We start from the raw sequence: 15193 nt of genomic DNA on the forward strand, positions 1-15193 counted from the left end.
ATTTTTATAAGCTTCAAATCCGGTGAGTCGATGCCCGCCCGGCGGCGGATCTTGGTTTCGTTCACCGTTGTCTCCAAGATTTCTTCTAACTCCCGGATTTCCAACACCCAGCCGCTCGGCATTTGTATCCGAAAACGATTCCTCGTCTATCTATATTTACCCAAAAGCTTCATCCACGGCTTCGTGATCCGATAAAGAAGATAAAGAAGCACCAGCGCCAAAACAGCAGCGGCGAACGAGACGGCTCCCCAAGGTACGGTATACTTCAGCAGGGTGGTAATGGGGGAGGCAACATCCAAATTCGGGACAAAAGCGGCGATCGCTCCGCGATAAGGCTGCAACGGCTCCCATAAAACGAAAACGGCTGCGGCCGCCATCAAACCGTGCAAAAGCCGGGCTGCGCAAAAAGGCAAATAACGCAGGTTCGTATGATGGAGCAGGCTGACAATTTGCGCGTGTACCGATAGACCGGCCCATGAAAGTACAAAGGCGGCGATGGCGGTTTTATATACGAGATCGATCTGAGCCCCGGCCCCGCCGGCTGCTTTCGCACCCAGCGTTACTTCAAACAGGCCGTTAGCGACCGCTTGCGATAGCGCGAGGGGGACGCCGAAAAATTGAAGCACCGAATTAATGCCTATGTAAAAAATGCTCATTATATGCGCCGAAGTCATAATCTCCATCACAACGGAGAAAAATACAACCAGTCCTCCGACGACGAGAATATTTTGCAGCGACGTGCGCACCGCCTGCTGCAGCATATCGCCCAAGGCGCGGCCGTCCTGCATGCGGGCGGCATGCATCGCTTCGAAGGCGCGGGCGATAATGTTGGACGATGCGCCCAACGGCCTGGGAGCTGCAGGCTCGGCATGTGACGGGCCAGTTGCCCTGCGACCATGGAAGCGCATCAGCAGCCCGAGCAGGATGGCCGTACCGTAATGCGCGGCGGCCAATATTCCGGCGAGACCGGCATCCTGGAAAAAGCCGAGCGATACCGCCCCGATCAGAAAGATCGGATCGGATGAGGTCGTGAACGCGACGAGCCGTTCGCCTTCCTCGCGGTTGACGAGCCGCTGCTCCCACAGCTGGGAGGTGAGCCGCGCGCCGATAGGATAGCCTGCGGCGAAGCCCATCGCCATGACGAAGCCGCCGATTCCGGGGATACGGAACAACGGCCGCATTATCGGATCAAACAGCGTTCCGAAAAAGTGGACGAGCCCCATGCCCAGCATCATTTCGGAAATGACGAAAAATGGAAACAGCGCGGGAAACAGCACGTCCCACCATATGGCAACCCCTTTCAGCGAAGCATGGAACGATTCGGCCGGAAAAAAAATCGTTAAGCCCATTAGTCCGATCATAGTCATGGCGATGATGAATACAGGGGAAAATTGTTTCAAGGGCATGTGGGGGAAACCTCCTCAGGGCTTTCCGTAAGGAAAGCCGGCATCGAAAGCATAAGCTTGGGCTTTCCGTAAGGAAAGCCGGCATCGAAAGCATAAGCTTGGGCTTTCCGTAAGGAAAGCCTTCCGCTTGCATCATTGCAGCTGCGGCTTGGTTCCGAGTCCTAGCTCATAGAACGAAAGGCCCGTCAGTTACTTATATGTACAAGGCCAGGGAGACATGCCTGAACGAAACAGGACAAGCAGGCATAAAAATAACAGGCATTTGCTTAAAAATGCTGAATTATTTTTACGATTATGGTACAATAGTACCAATATGAGAATAGGGGTTGATCCTTATGATGGGTGTAATTGCTGGAATTCTCGTATGTGCGTTCGTCTATGTCATTAGGGAAACATTAATGACCTCCGGCGAGGAGGACTTGGAGAACTGATGCAAGGAGCAGCTATTTCCACCAGCTAACGGATGCTAATCGCTCAGGCATTAGCATCTTTTTTGTTTGTTCAAATACATCATTCAGATATGTGAGGTAACGAGATGTCCGATCCGCGTAATCCACAGCCAACGACGTTGTATGAAATGATCGGCGGCGCAGGTACAGTCCGCAGCATGGTGGAAGCATTTTATCCGAAAGTGCAAAGCCATCCGTTGATAGGTCCGTTATTTCCCGACAATATAGATCCGGTTAAGGAGAAGCAGTATTTATTTTTAACCCAGTTTTTTGGAGGTCCTCCGCTGTATTCGGAACAGTACGGGCATCCGATGATGCGTGCGCGGCATCTGCCGTTTGAAATCACGCCTCAACGGGCTGACGCCTGGCTCGGCTGCATGAAGGAGGCGCTTGCCGAAATCGGCATGGAGGCCGGATTGGCCGAACTGGTACTGCAGCGGCTGCAGGGGCCTGCCTATCATTTTGTAAATAAGGAAGGATAAGTCTCATATATGGACTTGCATTCATTTTATTCAAGGATGTGTAGCTTATGGTAGAGCCGTTATATCATGTCAAAGTGGAATGCACTTACTGCCAGTTCTCGTTTGAAACGTCCAGAGTGAGACCGAGCTTTAAAAAAGCGAAGCATACGGATACCGATTTCTGTATCCATTACAAAGATGTGAATCCCGACTATTATGTCGTTCGCGTCTGCCCGTTTTGCGGATATGCCGACTCCGAGAACGCATCCGGCAAGCTGTCGCCGGCGCAACGCCAGGAATTCCGCGAGAAGGTCGCGGATCATTGGACGCCGAAGGAGCTCGGAAACGAGCGCAGCTGGGAGGATGCGATGCAGGCGTACAAGCTCGCGCTCGTTTGTGCCCAGATCCGGAACGAGAAGGGGCGCGTGATCGCCGGGCTGCTGCATCATATCGCATGGCTGTACCGTTATCGGGGAGAGGTGGAGCAGGAGCAGCGGTTTTTGCAATTTGCTTTGGATGAGTATACGAATGTGTTCGAAACGGAAGCGGGGGAGCTGAACAATGCCCGGCTGATGTATTTGATGGGTGAATTGAACCGCAGGCTAAAAAACTATAAGGAAGCGGTCAAATGGTTCGGCAGAGTGATTAACGACAAGCGGATCATGGATGCCGCGATGATTCGCGCCTCCCGCGAGCAATGGGTCACGACAAGGGAAGATATGCTCGCCGAGCAGCTGGAGCTGCCGGAGGAGATGCTGAGCGAGAAAAAGTAAAACAACATCATGCTGCCCGCCTTTGGACAATCCGTATTAAGCCAACCATATACGAGGTTAAAGCAAGTTATACATAAGGATAAACGGCTTCGCCGTCCTTAAAGGACAGGCGCGTTTGTCCGTATAAAAACTTATACGCTATTCAACTATATAAGTTGAACCAAAGAACATCCGAGATAAACGTAATGAAATGGAAAAAGGGAATGGTCTTGCAGGCGAGTTTTGGCTTTGAGTTTCTTCTAGCCGAAGGCCTATAAGATCAAGGAAACTCAAAACAAGATGTCTGAAGCTGCAAGGCCATCCCTTTTGGAATGCAATGGACACGCTTTATTGGTTCAACTTATAAAAAAACCTCTATTCGAGGCCTATCCAAGATGAGCGACCGCGATTTAAATGTAGGTTTTCTTGCAATATCAGAATTATTCAGCTCCGCTGAAAACATATAAAGTCTGATATTATAAAAAAACCTCTATCGAGGCCTATCCAAGATGAGCGACCGCGATTTAAATGTAGGTTTTCTTGCAATATCAGAATTATTCAGCTCCGCTGAAAACATATAAATTCTGATATTATAAAAAAACGCTTCATGTCTTTTCCTGCGAAGGAAGCTGGCATGAAGCGTTTTTGCCATTTACGCGCCTCGCGGCGCCTCGGGCTCTATTCTGAACATTAGCCGGTCCCCATATAAATATCGTTGAAAAAGGTAAAGCGGTTTTTCCCGTTGTTTTTGGATGCGTACAGCGCTTCGTCCGCCTCGGAAATGAGCCTCAGCAGCTCATCCTGCGAGGCTGCGGATACGGATATGCCGATGGATACCGTCGTGCTCTCCGTTTCCCTGCTGGCGGATTGATGCGCTTCCACGGCGCGGCACAGCTTTTGGCCGTAATGGCTCAGCTCGTCATAGTCGGTCACTTGGCTTAGAACGATAAATTCTTCTCCGCCATACCGCGCCACATAATCATGCTCGTAAATCGCCCCGCGCAAAATTTGACCGACTTCGCACAGCAGCCGGTCTCCTTGAAGATGGCCGAACGTGTCGTTATATTTTTTGAAATTGTCAATATCGATCATCATGATGGACACAGGCCGAAGCTGTATCGTATTGCCGGCGGTATTCATGAAGCTTCTCAAATTCGGAAGGCCGGTCAGCCCGTCCTGATTCGCCTGGAGCTCCAACCGGCGCTGCAGCATCCAATTGCGGTTCTCGTCGTTATACATAATTATGAGAACGATGACGGCCGCAACGGATAAAAACAGGATCATGACATGGGCGCTGAAAAAATAAAACGATACATCCCGCTGCATCGCTCCGCTGATCGCTACTCTTACAATTGCCAAAATAGAGCAGATTTTGATGCCATCTATATAAGGAATGACGGCAAATCCGGAATCCGTTTCCTTACGGTGAAACATGGAGCTTATGATGGCGGGGATGACAAAGTCATAAGCAATGCGCATCCAGCCGAACGGTTCTTCGATCGAATAAACATACAACGAGGGTATAATGGCGGACAGCAGCGAGATCTGCCATCCGAAGCGCAATCCGGCCATGACGATGGGTGCGAAGGAAAGGTCGGTTGTAAGCGTATGGTCGGGTATTGGCTGAAGCATCATGAGGATGCAGGCCAAGCCGGTCAAGAGAGGAGCGCCTAAAGCTTCGTAACGCTCCATAAACAGCCTGTTTTTTAATTTTAATGCGATATAGCTTAATGCGATAAGCGTGCAGGCATTCGCAAACGGAATATGGTACATAGGCTGTTTCCACTCCTGATAAAGCCGGCAATCGTTAAAATATTGATGTCAGCCTCGGGTTCTTAAAGGTTGGTTAGCAAGCAGATAATCACGGTCTGCATCCACCAAGGTGATTTTGTTGCGGCAGCAAGGAAAAACGAGCAATCGCTTTACGCCGCGGCTGATATCGGGTAAATCGTTGCGTTTCAGCGGAAGCAGCACGTTCGATTCGCCGCAAAATGGACATTCGTGCACATATACGTCCTGCTGAACCAATTCATAGGGCCAGGTCCGGTCGAATGGAATCATCGGCTATGACCTCTGATTCGAGGAATCCGAGCCGTCCGGCTCCCCGCCGGGTTCCGTCTGCTGCTTAGCCAGCTCCGCCAGCTTTTGAAGTAAAATATGTTGGGGCATATGCATCAAATGTTCCAAAGGGACATTCAGCTGCTTGGCCAATTTTTGTGCCGTTTCTGGTGAAATTTGTAAAGGTTTCATGATATGTCAGCTCCTGTCAATAGAACTATAGAACTATAGTCATCATTTAAACATACCAGCAGTAACAATTCAACCAAAATTTGGGGGAAGGTATTTTAGCAGCGGCATCAAGTATGGTTTAATTAGATTGTATGTACTTTCCAAAGAAAGGTGCGATGCCTGGATGCAGAGCCCATTGCAGCAAACATGGGATTTATCGGTTTTTTTCACGGGCGGAAGCGCCTCGGAAGCGTTCCGGGCGTTTCTGGATCAGCTCGGGAACGATGTAGCCGCGTTTAACCGGCTGCTTGACGAACGGAAAGCTTCGCAGATGGGCAAAGCGGGAGACCTGCAGCCGGTACTGGAGCTGCTGCAAGCGATTGCCAAAAAAATCCGCGAAGCCGATTCGTTCGTCGCCTGCCTGGCCGCCGAAAATCAGGCGGACAAACAAGCGCTCATTTTGACTGATCGGGTCAAAACGCTATCGGCCGCATTCGCCTCCGCGCTGACCCGGTTCGACCAGCAGCTGACGGAAATCGGCGACGACGCGTGGGAACAATGGCTGCAGGCTCCGGAGCTTCACGATGTCGCCTTCCCGCTCGAGGAGCGCCGGTCTTTGGCGGCAGAGAAGCTGCCGCCGGAGCAGGAGGCGCTGGCCAACGAGCTTGCGATCGACGGTTATCACGGCTGGGGTGAAGCTTACAACACCACGGTCGGCAAGTTCCGAATCCGCTATGAAGAAGACGGCAGCGTCATGGAGCTGTCCGCCGGACAGGCCGCCAATAAAATGCATCATCCCGACCGGGCGGTTCGCCGGCGGCTGTTCAAGCTGTGGGAGGAGCAGTGGGCCGAACACGCCGACTATTGCGCCGATGCGCTGAACCATCTGGCCGGCTTCCGGCTGAAGCTGTATGAGCGCCGCGGCTGGGAAGGCGTTCATAAGGAGCCGCTGGCGATCAACCGGATGTCCAAGGAGACGCTCGACGCTATGTGGGGCGTGATCGAGCGGGGCAAGGACATCTTCGTGCAGTATTTGCAGCGAAAAGCCCGGCTGCTCGGCGTCGAGCGTCTGAGCTGGTATGACGTGGAAGCTCCCGTCGGGCAGGGGAGCAAGCATTTCAGCTACGACGAGGGCGCGCAGCTGATCGTCGAGCAGTTCCGCCGCTTCAGTCCGAAGCTGGCCGATTTCGCCGTCACAGCGTTCGAAGCGCGCTGGATCGAAGCGGAAGACCGGCCGGGCAAACGGCCGGGCGGGTTTTGCACGTCGTTTCCGATTGCGGAGGAAACGCGCATCTTTATGACCTACGCCGGCACGGCTTCCAACGTGGCGACGCTCGCTCACGAGCTGGGGCACGGCTACCACCAGCATGTGATGAACGACCTGCCCGCTATGGCGCAGGACTATGCGATGAATGTGGCGGAAACGGCCTCGACGTTCGCCGAGCTGATTGTGTCGGATGCGGCGATGAAAGGAGCCGCCAGCGAGGATGAACGCTTGACGCTGCTCGAAGATAAAATTCAACGCTCGGTCGCCTTCTATATGAACATTCACGCCAGATTTTTGTTTGAGACGCAGTTCTATGAGGAGCGCAGCAAGGGGCTTGTCAGCGCAGAGCGGCTGAATGAGCTGATGGTGCAGGCGCAAAAGCAGGGCTACCGCGATGCGCTGGCCGAGTACCACCCGCATTTCTGGGCATCGAAGCTGCATTTCTATATAACGGAGGTTCCCTTTTACAACTTCCCATATACGTTCGGCTATATGTTCAGCGCAGGCATTTACGCCGAGGCGCTTAGACAGGGCGCCGCTTTCGAGGACAAATACGTCGCGCTGCTGCGCGATACCGGCCGCATGACCGTAGAAGATCTGGCGCAAAAGCATCTTGGCGTCGATCTGCGGCAGCCGGATTTTTGGCAGCGTGCGATGGACTTATCGGTTGAGGATGTTCGCGAATTTCTCCGTGTGACGGAATAACGGAAAAAGAAGCCGGCAGGTCGATGCCTCCGGCTTCCCGATTACCGCTACAGCTTGAATAGCTGCATCGTTTGCTGCAATTTGGTCACAAGCTTGGTCATTTGCTCGGACTGCTCGACAATTGCTTGTACGGAATAAATCTGCTCATTCATCGAAGCGGATACTTCCTCCGTTCCGGCGGCGGATTGCTCCGTAATGGCCGATATGCTTTCCATCGTCGATGAAATCCGCTGTGCGCTTTCCAGCATTTGCGCGCTCTCGCCGGCAAAGGATGAAATCTGCTCGGAAATAAATTTGACGCTGTTGACGATCTCGGCAAATACCGTTTCCGTCTCGGCGATCAAAACGGTCTGATGATTGACGATTTGCTCGTTCTCGGCCATATGCGCCAGCGCTTGCTGGATGCCTTCCTCGATGCTGCGCACCAGCTGGAACACTTCCTTGGTCGAGGTGGTCGATTCCTCCGCCAATTTGCGGACCTCCTGGGCGACGACCGCGAAGCCTTTGCCGTGCTCGCCCGCACGGGCCGCTTCGATGGAAGCGTTCAGTGAGAGCAGGTTGGTCTGCTCGGCAATTTCGGAAATGGAATGCGTAATTTTGGATATGCCGTAAGCTTGTTCCGCGAGCTGATCGATCGTGCGCGAAACGTTGCCTGTCGCTTCGACGTTTCGCTTCATGCCGGAGCTTTGATTTTCGACGCTGAGCATCCCTTTTTCCACCAAAGCCAGCATATGGCCGGAGCGCGAGTCCATTTCCTGCGTTGAAGCGGCATACGTAGTTACTTTTTGCTCAATATCTTTGGTAGCGATCGAGATGCCCGATATTTCCTCGGATATTTGGTTGGCGCCGGAAGCCAGCTCGTTCGAGGAGACGGCTACCTGCTCCAGTACGGTTTTCAGGTTTTCGTTTTTGAAAAAAATATCGCGGCTGGAATCGAACACATGCTTCGACATCGTGCCGGTATCCTGCAAAATGTCGCGAAGCTTGTCCATCATTTTGTTAAACGCGCTGCCCAGCTCGCCTAAAGCATCGTTGGACTGCACGTCCACCTTTTGCGAGAAATCGCCCTTGGAAATGTTCAGAGCTACCCGGGAAATGTTGCTTATCGGTTCTGTAAGCGCTCTCTCAAACCAGCTGATAAACGGAAAGCTCAGCGCAAACATGGCCACCAAAAAAATGAGGCCGATCACCATCAGACCCGGTGACATCGTGATCAATATGAGAAGTAAAACAGAATAAAGCGCGACGATTGCATAGCAGCCGAGCTGCAGCTTCTTTTTAAATGACATTCCCTGTAGATTCATCCGCATATCCCCTTTGGTATCTTTGTTAAAAATTTACTTACGGAAGCATTATATCACCCAAATAGTACCATGGTCTACAGTCGAATCCCGCAGATTCTACATTTTTCGACCTGTTTTGGTAAAATAGGACTTTAGGTTCGTATAATTCTATGACGAATGGAGCAGATAAAAATGATGAATATGGAAAGCATACACCATGTCAGCTTGACCGTACGCGATCTGGATCGTGCCAAAGCCTTTTATGAACAGGTACTGGGATTTAAAGAGATCGAGCGGCCGCCGTTTGATTTTGCGGGAGCCTGGTATGCGGTCGGAACGGGGGGCCAGCAGCTTCATCTCATCGTCCATAGCGGGGAGACGTTCCGGCAGGGCGGCATCGATACGCGCGACGGCCATTTCGCCGTTCGGGTCGGCAGCTTCAAGGCGGCGCAAGCGTGGCTGGACCGGCAAGGTGTCTCGTACGAGGCGAGACCTCATGCGAAAGCGGGCTTTCCGCAAATATATGTGCTCGATCCGGACCATAATGTAATCGAAATCAATGCGGAGCGGTATGACGGGGAGTGAGCCGCAGGACTAATTTGGAAGTCTATCTATAACACTTTATTCCACGAGTCAGTTTACTGTTGCAGACATCATAAAATGTGGAACTATTTTCATTGATTTGGTGTCTGCAACGACTATATGATACAGCCAGCATCTTACAGTCATATGAAGTATGCTATTGTAAGATTTTTTAGTTGAAAGTATAAGTTTCTCATACATGGCTTCGCACAACCTTGACAAACGCGCTCGTCCCTTAAGGACGGCGAAGCCATTTATCCTTGTGGAGGTAAATATGAACAAGTTTGTGCTCGGTTTGAGCTGCGGTCTGGTTTTATCGATATGTCATGTTGCATATGCCTCCGATATCGGGAAAGCCGTATTTTTTCCGGCAAAATATAGTTTCAATGGCCAGGAGAGAAGGCTGCCGCCGAATTACAGTACGTTTAATATCGACGGCGACACTTACGTCCCGACGAGATTTCTGGCGGAGCAAATGGGCGCCGTAGTCGACTATGAAGAGGCGTCCAAGAAAATTAACGTTCAATTTCCATCCGTGCTGGAAGTGAAAGCGGAAGCGCATTCGGCCCGGGAAAATGACAAATTTGAGCTGACGCTGTTAGCCGATAAATCGATATACCGCCAAAATGAGTTTATGAATATTTGGGCCGAGCTTCGCTACAAGGGCGATGCTTCGTTCGACCTGGGATATTCGGGCCAGTTTATCGGATTTTATGTAGAGGACGAGCAAGGAGTTCGCTCGGAGTTAGGTCGGATATTGGCTGTCAAACCTGTGGCGGTACTGCCAGGTGACGTATTCAAAAGGAACTTTCCGCTATGGCTGCTCCAGCAGTACAATTTAGACCGGCAACATCCGGGCAGCGGACCGTACGATACGAGTCTGTATCCAAGCGCGCTCCCGGCCGGCACCTATAAGATCGGGGCGGAAGTCCGCTATATTGACGCCCCTGCTTATACGAATAAAACGATTTTGAGCACGGAGATCGAAATTACAGTACAGTGAGTCAGGTATGCTGCGGCCAGTATCCGTTAAAGCGCCATGCGAGCTGACCGCCGTCATGAGATATCGAAAATCACGCGCATATGTCCGCTGAAACCGGTCATATTGGATATTTGCAACAAAATGCAATTGTAATTTTATGGATTTAATTGTAGAAATATATAAAAATTTCTGAATATTACATAAAATCATTGAAAATTAGCAAATTATTACATATAATGGGACTGCAGACCTAGGAACTGCAAGTTAAAAATAGGTAGGAGGATGTTGATGATTTTAGAAAATGTGCCTTTGGCCAGGCAGCTGGATATTGTATTCCGGGAAATTAAGGAAGAACTGGCTCAACTGACCTCAGGAACGGTGTTTGTGCAAATCCGCAACAATGTTGTGGGCAAATTCGGGGTTCGCGCCCTTCCCATCGAAAGCAGAGGAGATCAGCTGCGAAAAATGGAAAAGGGCTTGTCGGATCCGGAACAGCAAACATTCCGCAAGACGGCGGTGGAATCTTTAAAGCTGAAACATTGGAGCCATGGGGAAATTCAGTTTGAATTCGCTAAACGGCAGGACAAGCTGTGCACCAGCGTCGTTTTTGAATCAAACTACAACATGGCGAATGTGATCGCTGACAAAGATCCTTACAGAATGCTCTAACGATTTTCAGCAGGCAACTTTTTTAATTATATTCAAAAGGTTGGTCGCTTTTACACCGCACTTATTTACAATTTATTGTAATGAAATCGAATCGTAGCACCTTTCCGATTAGGCGAATCCGTATGGCGGGCCTGGGCCGGAAAGGTGTTTTTTTGATGAAATGGGTTTGGTATTAACAAAAATATTCAAGCTTTAAAATTTGAAGAAATCAGCGATTTATGATATAATTTCATTGAAAAGCGGTGAAAAGGAGGTGAAATTGAATGTTATCTCTTCATAGATCGTCCAATCGTTGGTTTTCTGTTATTATGATTGCGGTGTTCATGCTGTTTGCTACGCCTACACCCAGTCTGGAGATAAACCCGAATGAATCCGTGCGCGGTTCTTCGCAAGGCTTTGAATACAGCACCAATATGGCCGCCCGTAAAAATGCCTCCGTTCTAGACAGCAAACGGTTTACCGTCTTCGCCCTCTTTGTTATAAGCGGCTTTATGTTGAATGCTCTGCGTGCCCGGTCCGAGGCTCGCGTTTCGTTTCGCCCCCAAATTGCCCGTCGCCTGACGCGGCTGCTTTTGTCCCCTATCCGTTATACATCGATTTACGTGTAGTGGTTGTTCTCCCCATGCTATTATTTTAAAGTCATATTTTACCCAAACATGCGTTTTTTCAGTTGCCCGCCAATTGGCACCGGCTCCAGCTTTTCAATCGATAACTAGGACCTGAGTCTGCCCGGAACGGTTTTTTCAAAAAATCCGACCTCGAGGGCTTATTTTAAGCTGTCCATCTTGATTTTAAAAAATCGAGTATTCACGGTTTATTTGACGACGCCCGAAAACGATAAAGTTTGGCAGGTCTATTTCATGCTGCCTGTAATACTGCAATTTTATGACAAAACTAAACTATGCCAAAACTAACGAACGACAAACCCAAACCAAGGAGGATTACGCTATATGTCCATAAGGGAAATTGAACTGCCTGGAATTGGAAAAAAATTCCAAATAACAACGCGCGGAGGAGATAAACTGGTTATTGTCATCCATGATGACGGCCGCAGGGAATGCTATCATTTTGATTCGGCCGACGGCGAGGATAGCCTTTCCATGATTACGCTTGACGATGATGAAGCCAGAATGGTTGCCGCTATTATCGGCGGCATGAATTACAAGCCAAAGGCGTTGGAATCGATAGAGGTGGCTCTGGACGATCTTGTAATCGAATGGTACCGGATCGAACCTCATTATAAATGTGTGGGCCGATCGATCGGCGAGCTTAAAGTACGGCAAAATACGGGAACAACCATTATTGCGGTCATCGAGAAGCACCGAAAGCAAATAAACCCGGGACCGGAAACGGTACTGTCTGCCGAGACGACGCTTGTTGTGGCGGGAGAAAGGAGCCAACAGAAACATTTCAAACAGATTCTAATGAATGGATGTGATGCGGATGAACCATCTCGTATTTGAAATCGGATTGGCGCTCGTATTAATTGCGCTTGCCGGCTTACTGTCGGCAAAGCTAAAGTTTTCCGTAATTCCCTTTTATATATTGGTTGGAATGGCCGTCGGCCCGCATTCATTCCATTGGGGGCATATTGATCTGAGATTTATCGAAAGTGCCGAGCTTATCGAATTTCTTGGCCGGATCGGCGTGTTGTTCCTTCTGTTTTATTTGGGGCTCGAATTTTCAGTGGGCCGTCTGATCAAATCAGGACGATCGATTGCGGTAGGCGGAACCATTTATATACTGATCAATTTTACGCTTGGGTTGTTATTCGGCTTATTCGCCGGACTGCCTATGATGGAAATGTTGATTGTCGCGGGTATTACGACAATTTCTTCAAGCGCGATCGTAGCCAAAGTGTTAGTCGACCTGAAACGGACCGCCAATCCTGAAACTGAAATGATTTTGGGCATTATTATGTTCGAGGATATTTTTCTCGCAGTTTATATTTCGATTGTGTCCGGTCTTGTGCTCAGCGGCTCGACCTCGATCGGCGGGATCCTGCTGTCGGCTGCCATCGCACTCGGATTTATGCTGCTGGTGCTTGTGGTCGGCCGCAAATCGGTCCCGCTGCTGAATCGGCTGCTGCGAATCCGCTCGAATGAGCTGTTTTTGCTAGTTATCTTTGCCGTACTGTTCGTCATCGCAGGCTTTTCGGAAACGATACATGTGGCGGAGGCGATCGGTGCGCTGCTTGTCGGGCTGGTGCTGGCCGAGACGGAGCATATGAAGCGGATCGAGCATCTGATCCTGCCGTTTCGCGATTTTTTCGGAGCGATTTTCTTCTTCAGCTTCGGGTTAACGATTGATCCGCTGTCGCTCGGCGGCGCGGTTTGGCTGAGCCTGGGTGCCGTAGTGCTCACACTGATCGGAAATTTTGCCGCCGGCATGTGGGCAGGGCGGAGCGCAGGATTGTCGCCGAAATCGTCTGTAAATATCGGTCTGACGATTGTTGCGCGGGGCGAGTTTTCCATTATTATGGCAAACCTGGCCAAAGCAGGACATCTGCTGCCGATCATTCAACCTTTTGCAGCGCTGTATGTATTGATCCTGGCGGTGCTTGGGCCGCTGCTTACGAAAGAGACGAAGAAAATCTATTCGGGCATGGAGTGGGTATACAAGTCGCTGGGTCTTGGTCGCGAAAAACGCAAAAAAACGGTATCTCACGAGTAGGAATAGCGTACTTTGAACGGGATCTGAACGCCGCAAGCTTCAATGGGCTTCAACGCCTTATTAAAGTGAGGGGGAGTGAGTTATATGAATCCAGTCAAAGGTTATATGTCAGGTTGGGTACGTACGGGCAAGGACACGATGTATGCCGTCGCGAGCTATGACGAAGCTCTGCTGAAGACTGTGACGACAGCCGAGCGGCTGCATCTGATGGTAACGGTGGCCGCCTATTTGCTCGTAGCGGGGGCAGGGCTGCTGGCTGCTTTATCTTTATCCAGACGTTCATCGCTCGTTCGCATGCTGACGGTCAAAAGCCATTATGCCGCGCAAATTAAAGCGGCCATCGAATGCAGAACCAATAAGAAGGCCAGTCTTCTGTTTGATGCCAAAAGTAAGGATGGAAAACCGGAGCACATGGTTCGGCTGGAAATTTTTCGCTTGGAGGAAGCATCGCTTAAAGATATTGTGCTTGAAATTGATCCCGAGGCCTCCATCGACGTCACTTCCGTATACCGGCTTAAGGAGGATAGCGAGAACGATTCGCGTTTTTGGAATTCATGACGGAGCATAGCGGATTGCCGCAATTCGATGCTGATCCCGGTTGAACATGTTAGAAAGGCGACCCCTGTGGAGTCACCCTGTGTAAGTATGGGAGTCGAATCTTATCTGGAAAACTTGCCGGCGAGCTGCTGCTCGGCGATTTGAACAAGACGACGAGTGATGTGACCACCGATTGCACCAGTGTCACGGGTTGCCATGAAGCCATAGTAACCATCTTGAGGAATTTGAATTCCCAATTCTTGTGCCACTTCATATTTAAGCTGTTCTAAAGCCTGAGAAGCTTGAGGTACAACCAATACGTTGCTGCTGCGGGATTGTCCTTGTGCCATAGTTATCACCTCCGTTCTTTAGGTAGTATGTGCCAATAGCGGAAATATACTCACACCATAAACTGGAAAATGAATCCAAGCCTGCATGCAGGAATAAGCCGCGGCTTGGGTGAACTGTACAACGGTTTTGACGGTGATTATAATAGAATGAAGGATCAGGAACGCGACGAATAAAAGAAATGTTAAGGGAGCTGCATGTTCATGTTGAAGCTGCAATGCGACGGATGGTCATGGGATGCTGATTTGCAAATCATTCATGCCGATGTGCGGCTTGAAGCGGACGGGGAGCTGTTGATCGACGAGCCTTTATGCGTCGATGTAGGGCTCCCCACCTTGCTGTACAGCATGTACCGCGATGTAGAGCCGAACCGCTGGGCCCCGCCGGAGGAATGGGTCCGAATGCCGTTCTTTTGCTGCGGCTGCGGCGATCCGGAATGCAGAGCTTATTCGTTCCGGGTACGTCATATCCCCGGAGGAATCATAGAGCTGACGGAGCTGGAGGAACGACCGGATGGGCAGCCGAGGGAGCTGGGCGTATACAAAGCTGCCGTGGAGCCGTACAAGAGTCAGGTTATAGCGGTCGCCAGGCAGTTTCTAGCCTTCGTCGAAGGACTGGATTACCGGCCGTACTTCGCCGATACGGTCAAAGTGGTCTCGCAGCTCGTACAGGAAGACGGCGGCGGCATTGATGCAATTGCAGAAGATAGGGATATGGTTGAAAAAATAGAGCGGGGCGGACAAAGCCATGGAGATTCGGCGCATTAAGCGAAGGGTCTCCATCTTTCTTTTTCTATCCGCTGCGGTTCCGGTGTATACTGGTTATGAACGTATTATCTGGAGGGAGGCGA

Annotated in this window: 17 protein-coding genes; 11 read left to right on the plus strand and 6 right to left on the minus strand. The window is 50.5% G+C overall.

The annotated features are described in order from the left end of the window. Positions 1 to 146: 146 nt before the first annotated feature. Positions 147 to 1406 (minus strand): sporulation integral membrane protein YlbJ, encoded by a 1260-nt coding sequence (gene ylbJ, locus E1757_RS08765; RefSeq protein WP_133226850.1) that lies wholly within the window; start codon positions 1404 to 1406, stop codon positions 147 to 149. A 535-nt stretch (positions 1407 to 1941) separates the two neighbouring features. On the opposite strand from ylbJ, the gene E1757_RS08770 reads away from it, so the two are divergent. Continuing rightward, the gene (locus E1757_RS08770) at positions 1942 to 2337 is read left to right on the plus strand and encodes a globin domain-containing protein (RefSeq protein WP_133226852.1); all 396 of its coding nucleotides are present in this window, start codon (positions 1942 to 1944) and stop codon (positions 2335 to 2337) included. 47 nt (positions 2338 to 2384) lie between these two features. Next, on the plus strand, positions 2385 to 3089 hold the full coding sequence (locus tag E1757_RS08775) for a DUF2225 domain-containing protein (RefSeq protein ID WP_133226854.1): 705 nt from the start codon (positions 2385 to 2387) through the stop codon (positions 3087 to 3089). Positions 3090 to 3758: 669 nt separating this feature from the next. Here E1757_RS08775 and E1757_RS08780 read toward each other — a convergent pair. Genes E1757_RS08780 through E1757_RS08790 form a run of 3 tightly spaced genes read right to left on the minus strand, consistent with a single transcriptional unit; the run spans position 3759 to position 5318 of the window. Beyond that, positions 3759 to 4841, minus strand: coding sequence for a GGDEF domain-containing protein (locus E1757_RS08780; RefSeq protein WP_133226856.1), 1083 nt, complete (start codon positions 4839 to 4841; stop codon positions 3759 to 3761). A 48-nt stretch (positions 4842 to 4889) separates the two neighbouring features. Continuing rightward, a complete protein-coding gene (locus E1757_RS08785; protein ID WP_133226858.1) occupies positions 4890 to 5129 on the minus strand; it encodes a hypothetical protein in 240 nt (79 codons plus the stop codon). A 3-nt stretch (positions 5130 to 5132) separates the two neighbouring features. After that, entirely contained in the window at positions 5133 to 5318 is a 186-nt protein-coding gene (locus tag E1757_RS08790; protein WP_133226860.1) for a YycC family protein, read from the minus strand. Positions 5319 to 5481: 163 nt separating this feature from the next. Between E1757_RS08790 and E1757_RS08795 the strand changes: the two genes are divergently transcribed. Next, a complete protein-coding gene (locus tag E1757_RS08795) occupies positions 5482 to 7269 on the plus strand; it encodes a M3 family oligoendopeptidase (protein WP_133226862.1) in 1788 nt (595 codons plus the stop codon). Positions 7270 to 7316: 47 nt separating this feature from the next. Here the strand turns inward: E1757_RS08795 and E1757_RS08800 are convergent, their stop codons facing one another. Then, positions 7317 to 8573, minus strand: coding sequence for a methyl-accepting chemotaxis protein (locus tag E1757_RS08800; RefSeq protein WP_133226864.1), 1257 nt, complete (start codon positions 8571 to 8573; stop codon positions 7317 to 7319). A gap of 171 nt (positions 8574 to 8744) precedes the next feature. Between E1757_RS08800 and E1757_RS08805 the strand changes: the two genes are divergently transcribed. The 7 genes from E1757_RS08805 (at position 8745) to E1757_RS08835 (ending at position 14016) form a co-directional block, all read left to right on the plus strand. Continuing rightward, positions 8745 to 9137, plus strand: a complete 393-nt coding sequence (locus E1757_RS08805) for a VOC family protein (protein WP_133226866.1) — start codon at positions 8745 to 8747, stop codon at positions 9135 to 9137. Positions 9138 to 9408: 271 nt separating this feature from the next. Further along, a complete protein-coding gene (locus E1757_RS08810) occupies positions 9409 to 10137 on the plus strand; it encodes a stalk domain-containing protein (protein ID WP_165972024.1) in 729 nt (242 codons plus the stop codon). 267 nt (positions 10138 to 10404) lie between these two features. Then, a complete protein-coding gene (locus E1757_RS08815; protein ID WP_133226870.1) occupies positions 10405 to 10785 on the plus strand; it encodes an O-methyltransferase in 381 nt (126 codons plus the stop codon). Positions 10786 to 11048: 263 nt separating this feature from the next. Continuing rightward, entirely contained in the window at positions 11049 to 11393 is a 345-nt protein-coding gene (locus tag E1757_RS08820) for a hypothetical protein (protein WP_133226872.1), read from the plus strand. A 342-nt stretch (positions 11394 to 11735) separates the two neighbouring features. Continuing rightward, on the plus strand, positions 11736 to 12248 hold the full coding sequence (locus E1757_RS08825) for a cation:proton antiporter regulatory subunit (RefSeq protein WP_133226874.1): 513 nt from the start codon (positions 11736 to 11738) through the stop codon (positions 12246 to 12248). Then, entirely contained in the window at positions 12229 to 13458 is a 1230-nt protein-coding gene (locus tag E1757_RS08830) for a cation:proton antiporter (RefSeq protein WP_133226876.1), read from the plus strand. Before E1757_RS08825 ends, E1757_RS08830 begins: the two co-directional genes overlap by 20 nt. A gap of 84 nt (positions 13459 to 13542) precedes the next feature. Next, positions 13543 to 14016, plus strand: coding sequence for a hypothetical protein (locus tag E1757_RS08835; RefSeq protein ID WP_133226878.1), 474 nt, complete (start codon positions 13543 to 13545; stop codon positions 14014 to 14016). Between the two features lie 101 nt (positions 14017 to 14117). On the opposite strand, the gene E1757_RS08840 is transcribed toward E1757_RS08835, so the two are convergent. Beyond that, positions 14118 to 14345, minus strand: coding sequence for an alpha/beta-type small acid-soluble spore protein (locus tag E1757_RS08840; RefSeq protein ID WP_133226880.1), 228 nt, complete (start codon positions 14343 to 14345; stop codon positions 14118 to 14120). 201 nt (positions 14346 to 14546) lie between these two features. Between E1757_RS08840 and E1757_RS08845 the strand changes: the two genes are divergently transcribed. Continuing rightward, positions 14547 to 15110, plus strand: a complete 564-nt coding sequence (locus tag E1757_RS08845) for a hypothetical protein (protein WP_246079097.1) — start codon at positions 14547 to 14549, stop codon at positions 15108 to 15110. The last annotated feature ends 83 nt before the right edge of the window (positions 15111 to 15193 follow it).

It is taken from the genome of Paenibacillus piri (assembly GCF_004354045.1).
In the GTDB taxonomy this organism is placed as follows: domain Bacteria; phylum Bacillota; class Bacilli; order Paenibacillales; family NBRC-103111; genus Paenibacillus_S; species Paenibacillus_S piri.

What these genes read in the sequence shown, in the direction of transcription:
- E1757_RS08775 (WP_133226854.1), top strand. Translation starts at nt 2,385, where the DNA reads ATGGTAGAGCCGTTATATCATGTCAAAGTGGAATGCACTTACTGCCAG.
- E1757_RS08840 (WP_133226880.1), bottom strand. Translation starts at nt 14,345, where the DNA reads ATGGCACAAGGACAATCCCGCAGCAGCAACGTATTGGTTGTACCTCAA.
- ylbJ (WP_133226850.1), bottom strand. Translation starts at nt 1,406, where the DNA reads ATGCCCTTGAAACAATTTTCCCCTGTATTCATCATCGCCATGACTATG.
- E1757_RS08805 (WP_133226866.1), top strand. Translation starts at nt 8,745, where the DNA reads ATGATGAATATGGAAAGCATACACCATGTCAGCTTGACCGTACGCGAT.
- E1757_RS08830 (WP_133226876.1), top strand. Translation starts at nt 12,229, where the DNA reads ATGAACCATCTCGTATTTGAAATCGGATTGGCGCTCGTATTAATTGCG.
- E1757_RS08790 (WP_133226860.1), bottom strand. Translation starts at nt 5,318, where the DNA reads ATGAAACCTTTACAAATTTCACCAGAAACGGCACAAAAATTGGCCAAG.
- E1757_RS08845 (WP_246079097.1), top strand. Translation starts at nt 14,547, where the DNA reads ATGTTGAAGCTGCAATGCGACGGATGGTCATGGGATGCTGATTTGCAA.
- E1757_RS08815 (WP_133226870.1), top strand. Translation starts at nt 10,405, where the DNA reads ATGATTTTAGAAAATGTGCCTTTGGCCAGGCAGCTGGATATTGTATTC.
- E1757_RS08770 (WP_133226852.1), top strand. Translation starts at nt 1,942, where the DNA reads ATGTCCGATCCGCGTAATCCACAGCCAACGACGTTGTATGAAATGATC.
- E1757_RS08795 (WP_133226862.1), top strand. Translation starts at nt 5,482, where the DNA reads ATGCAGAGCCCATTGCAGCAAACATGGGATTTATCGGTTTTTTTCACG.
- E1757_RS08800 (WP_133226864.1), bottom strand. Translation starts at nt 8,573, where the DNA reads ATGAATCTACAGGGAATGTCATTTAAAAAGAAGCTGCAGCTCGGCTGC.
- E1757_RS08785 (WP_133226858.1), bottom strand. Translation starts at nt 5,129, where the DNA reads ATGATTCCATTCGACCGGACCTGGCCCTATGAATTGGTTCAGCAGGAC.
- E1757_RS08810 (WP_165972024.1), top strand. Translation starts at nt 9,409, where the DNA reads ATGAACAAGTTTGTGCTCGGTTTGAGCTGCGGTCTGGTTTTATCGATA.
- E1757_RS08780 (WP_133226856.1), bottom strand. Translation starts at nt 4,841, where the DNA reads ATGTACCATATTCCGTTTGCGAATGCCTGCACGCTTATCGCATTAAGC.
- E1757_RS08820 (WP_133226872.1), top strand. Translation starts at nt 11,049, where the DNA reads ATGTTATCTCTTCATAGATCGTCCAATCGTTGGTTTTCTGTTATTATG.
- E1757_RS08825 (WP_133226874.1), top strand. Translation starts at nt 11,736, where the DNA reads ATGTCCATAAGGGAAATTGAACTGCCTGGAATTGGAAAAAAATTCCAA.
- E1757_RS08835 (WP_133226878.1), top strand. Translation starts at nt 13,543, where the DNA reads ATGAATCCAGTCAAAGGTTATATGTCAGGTTGGGTACGTACGGGCAAG.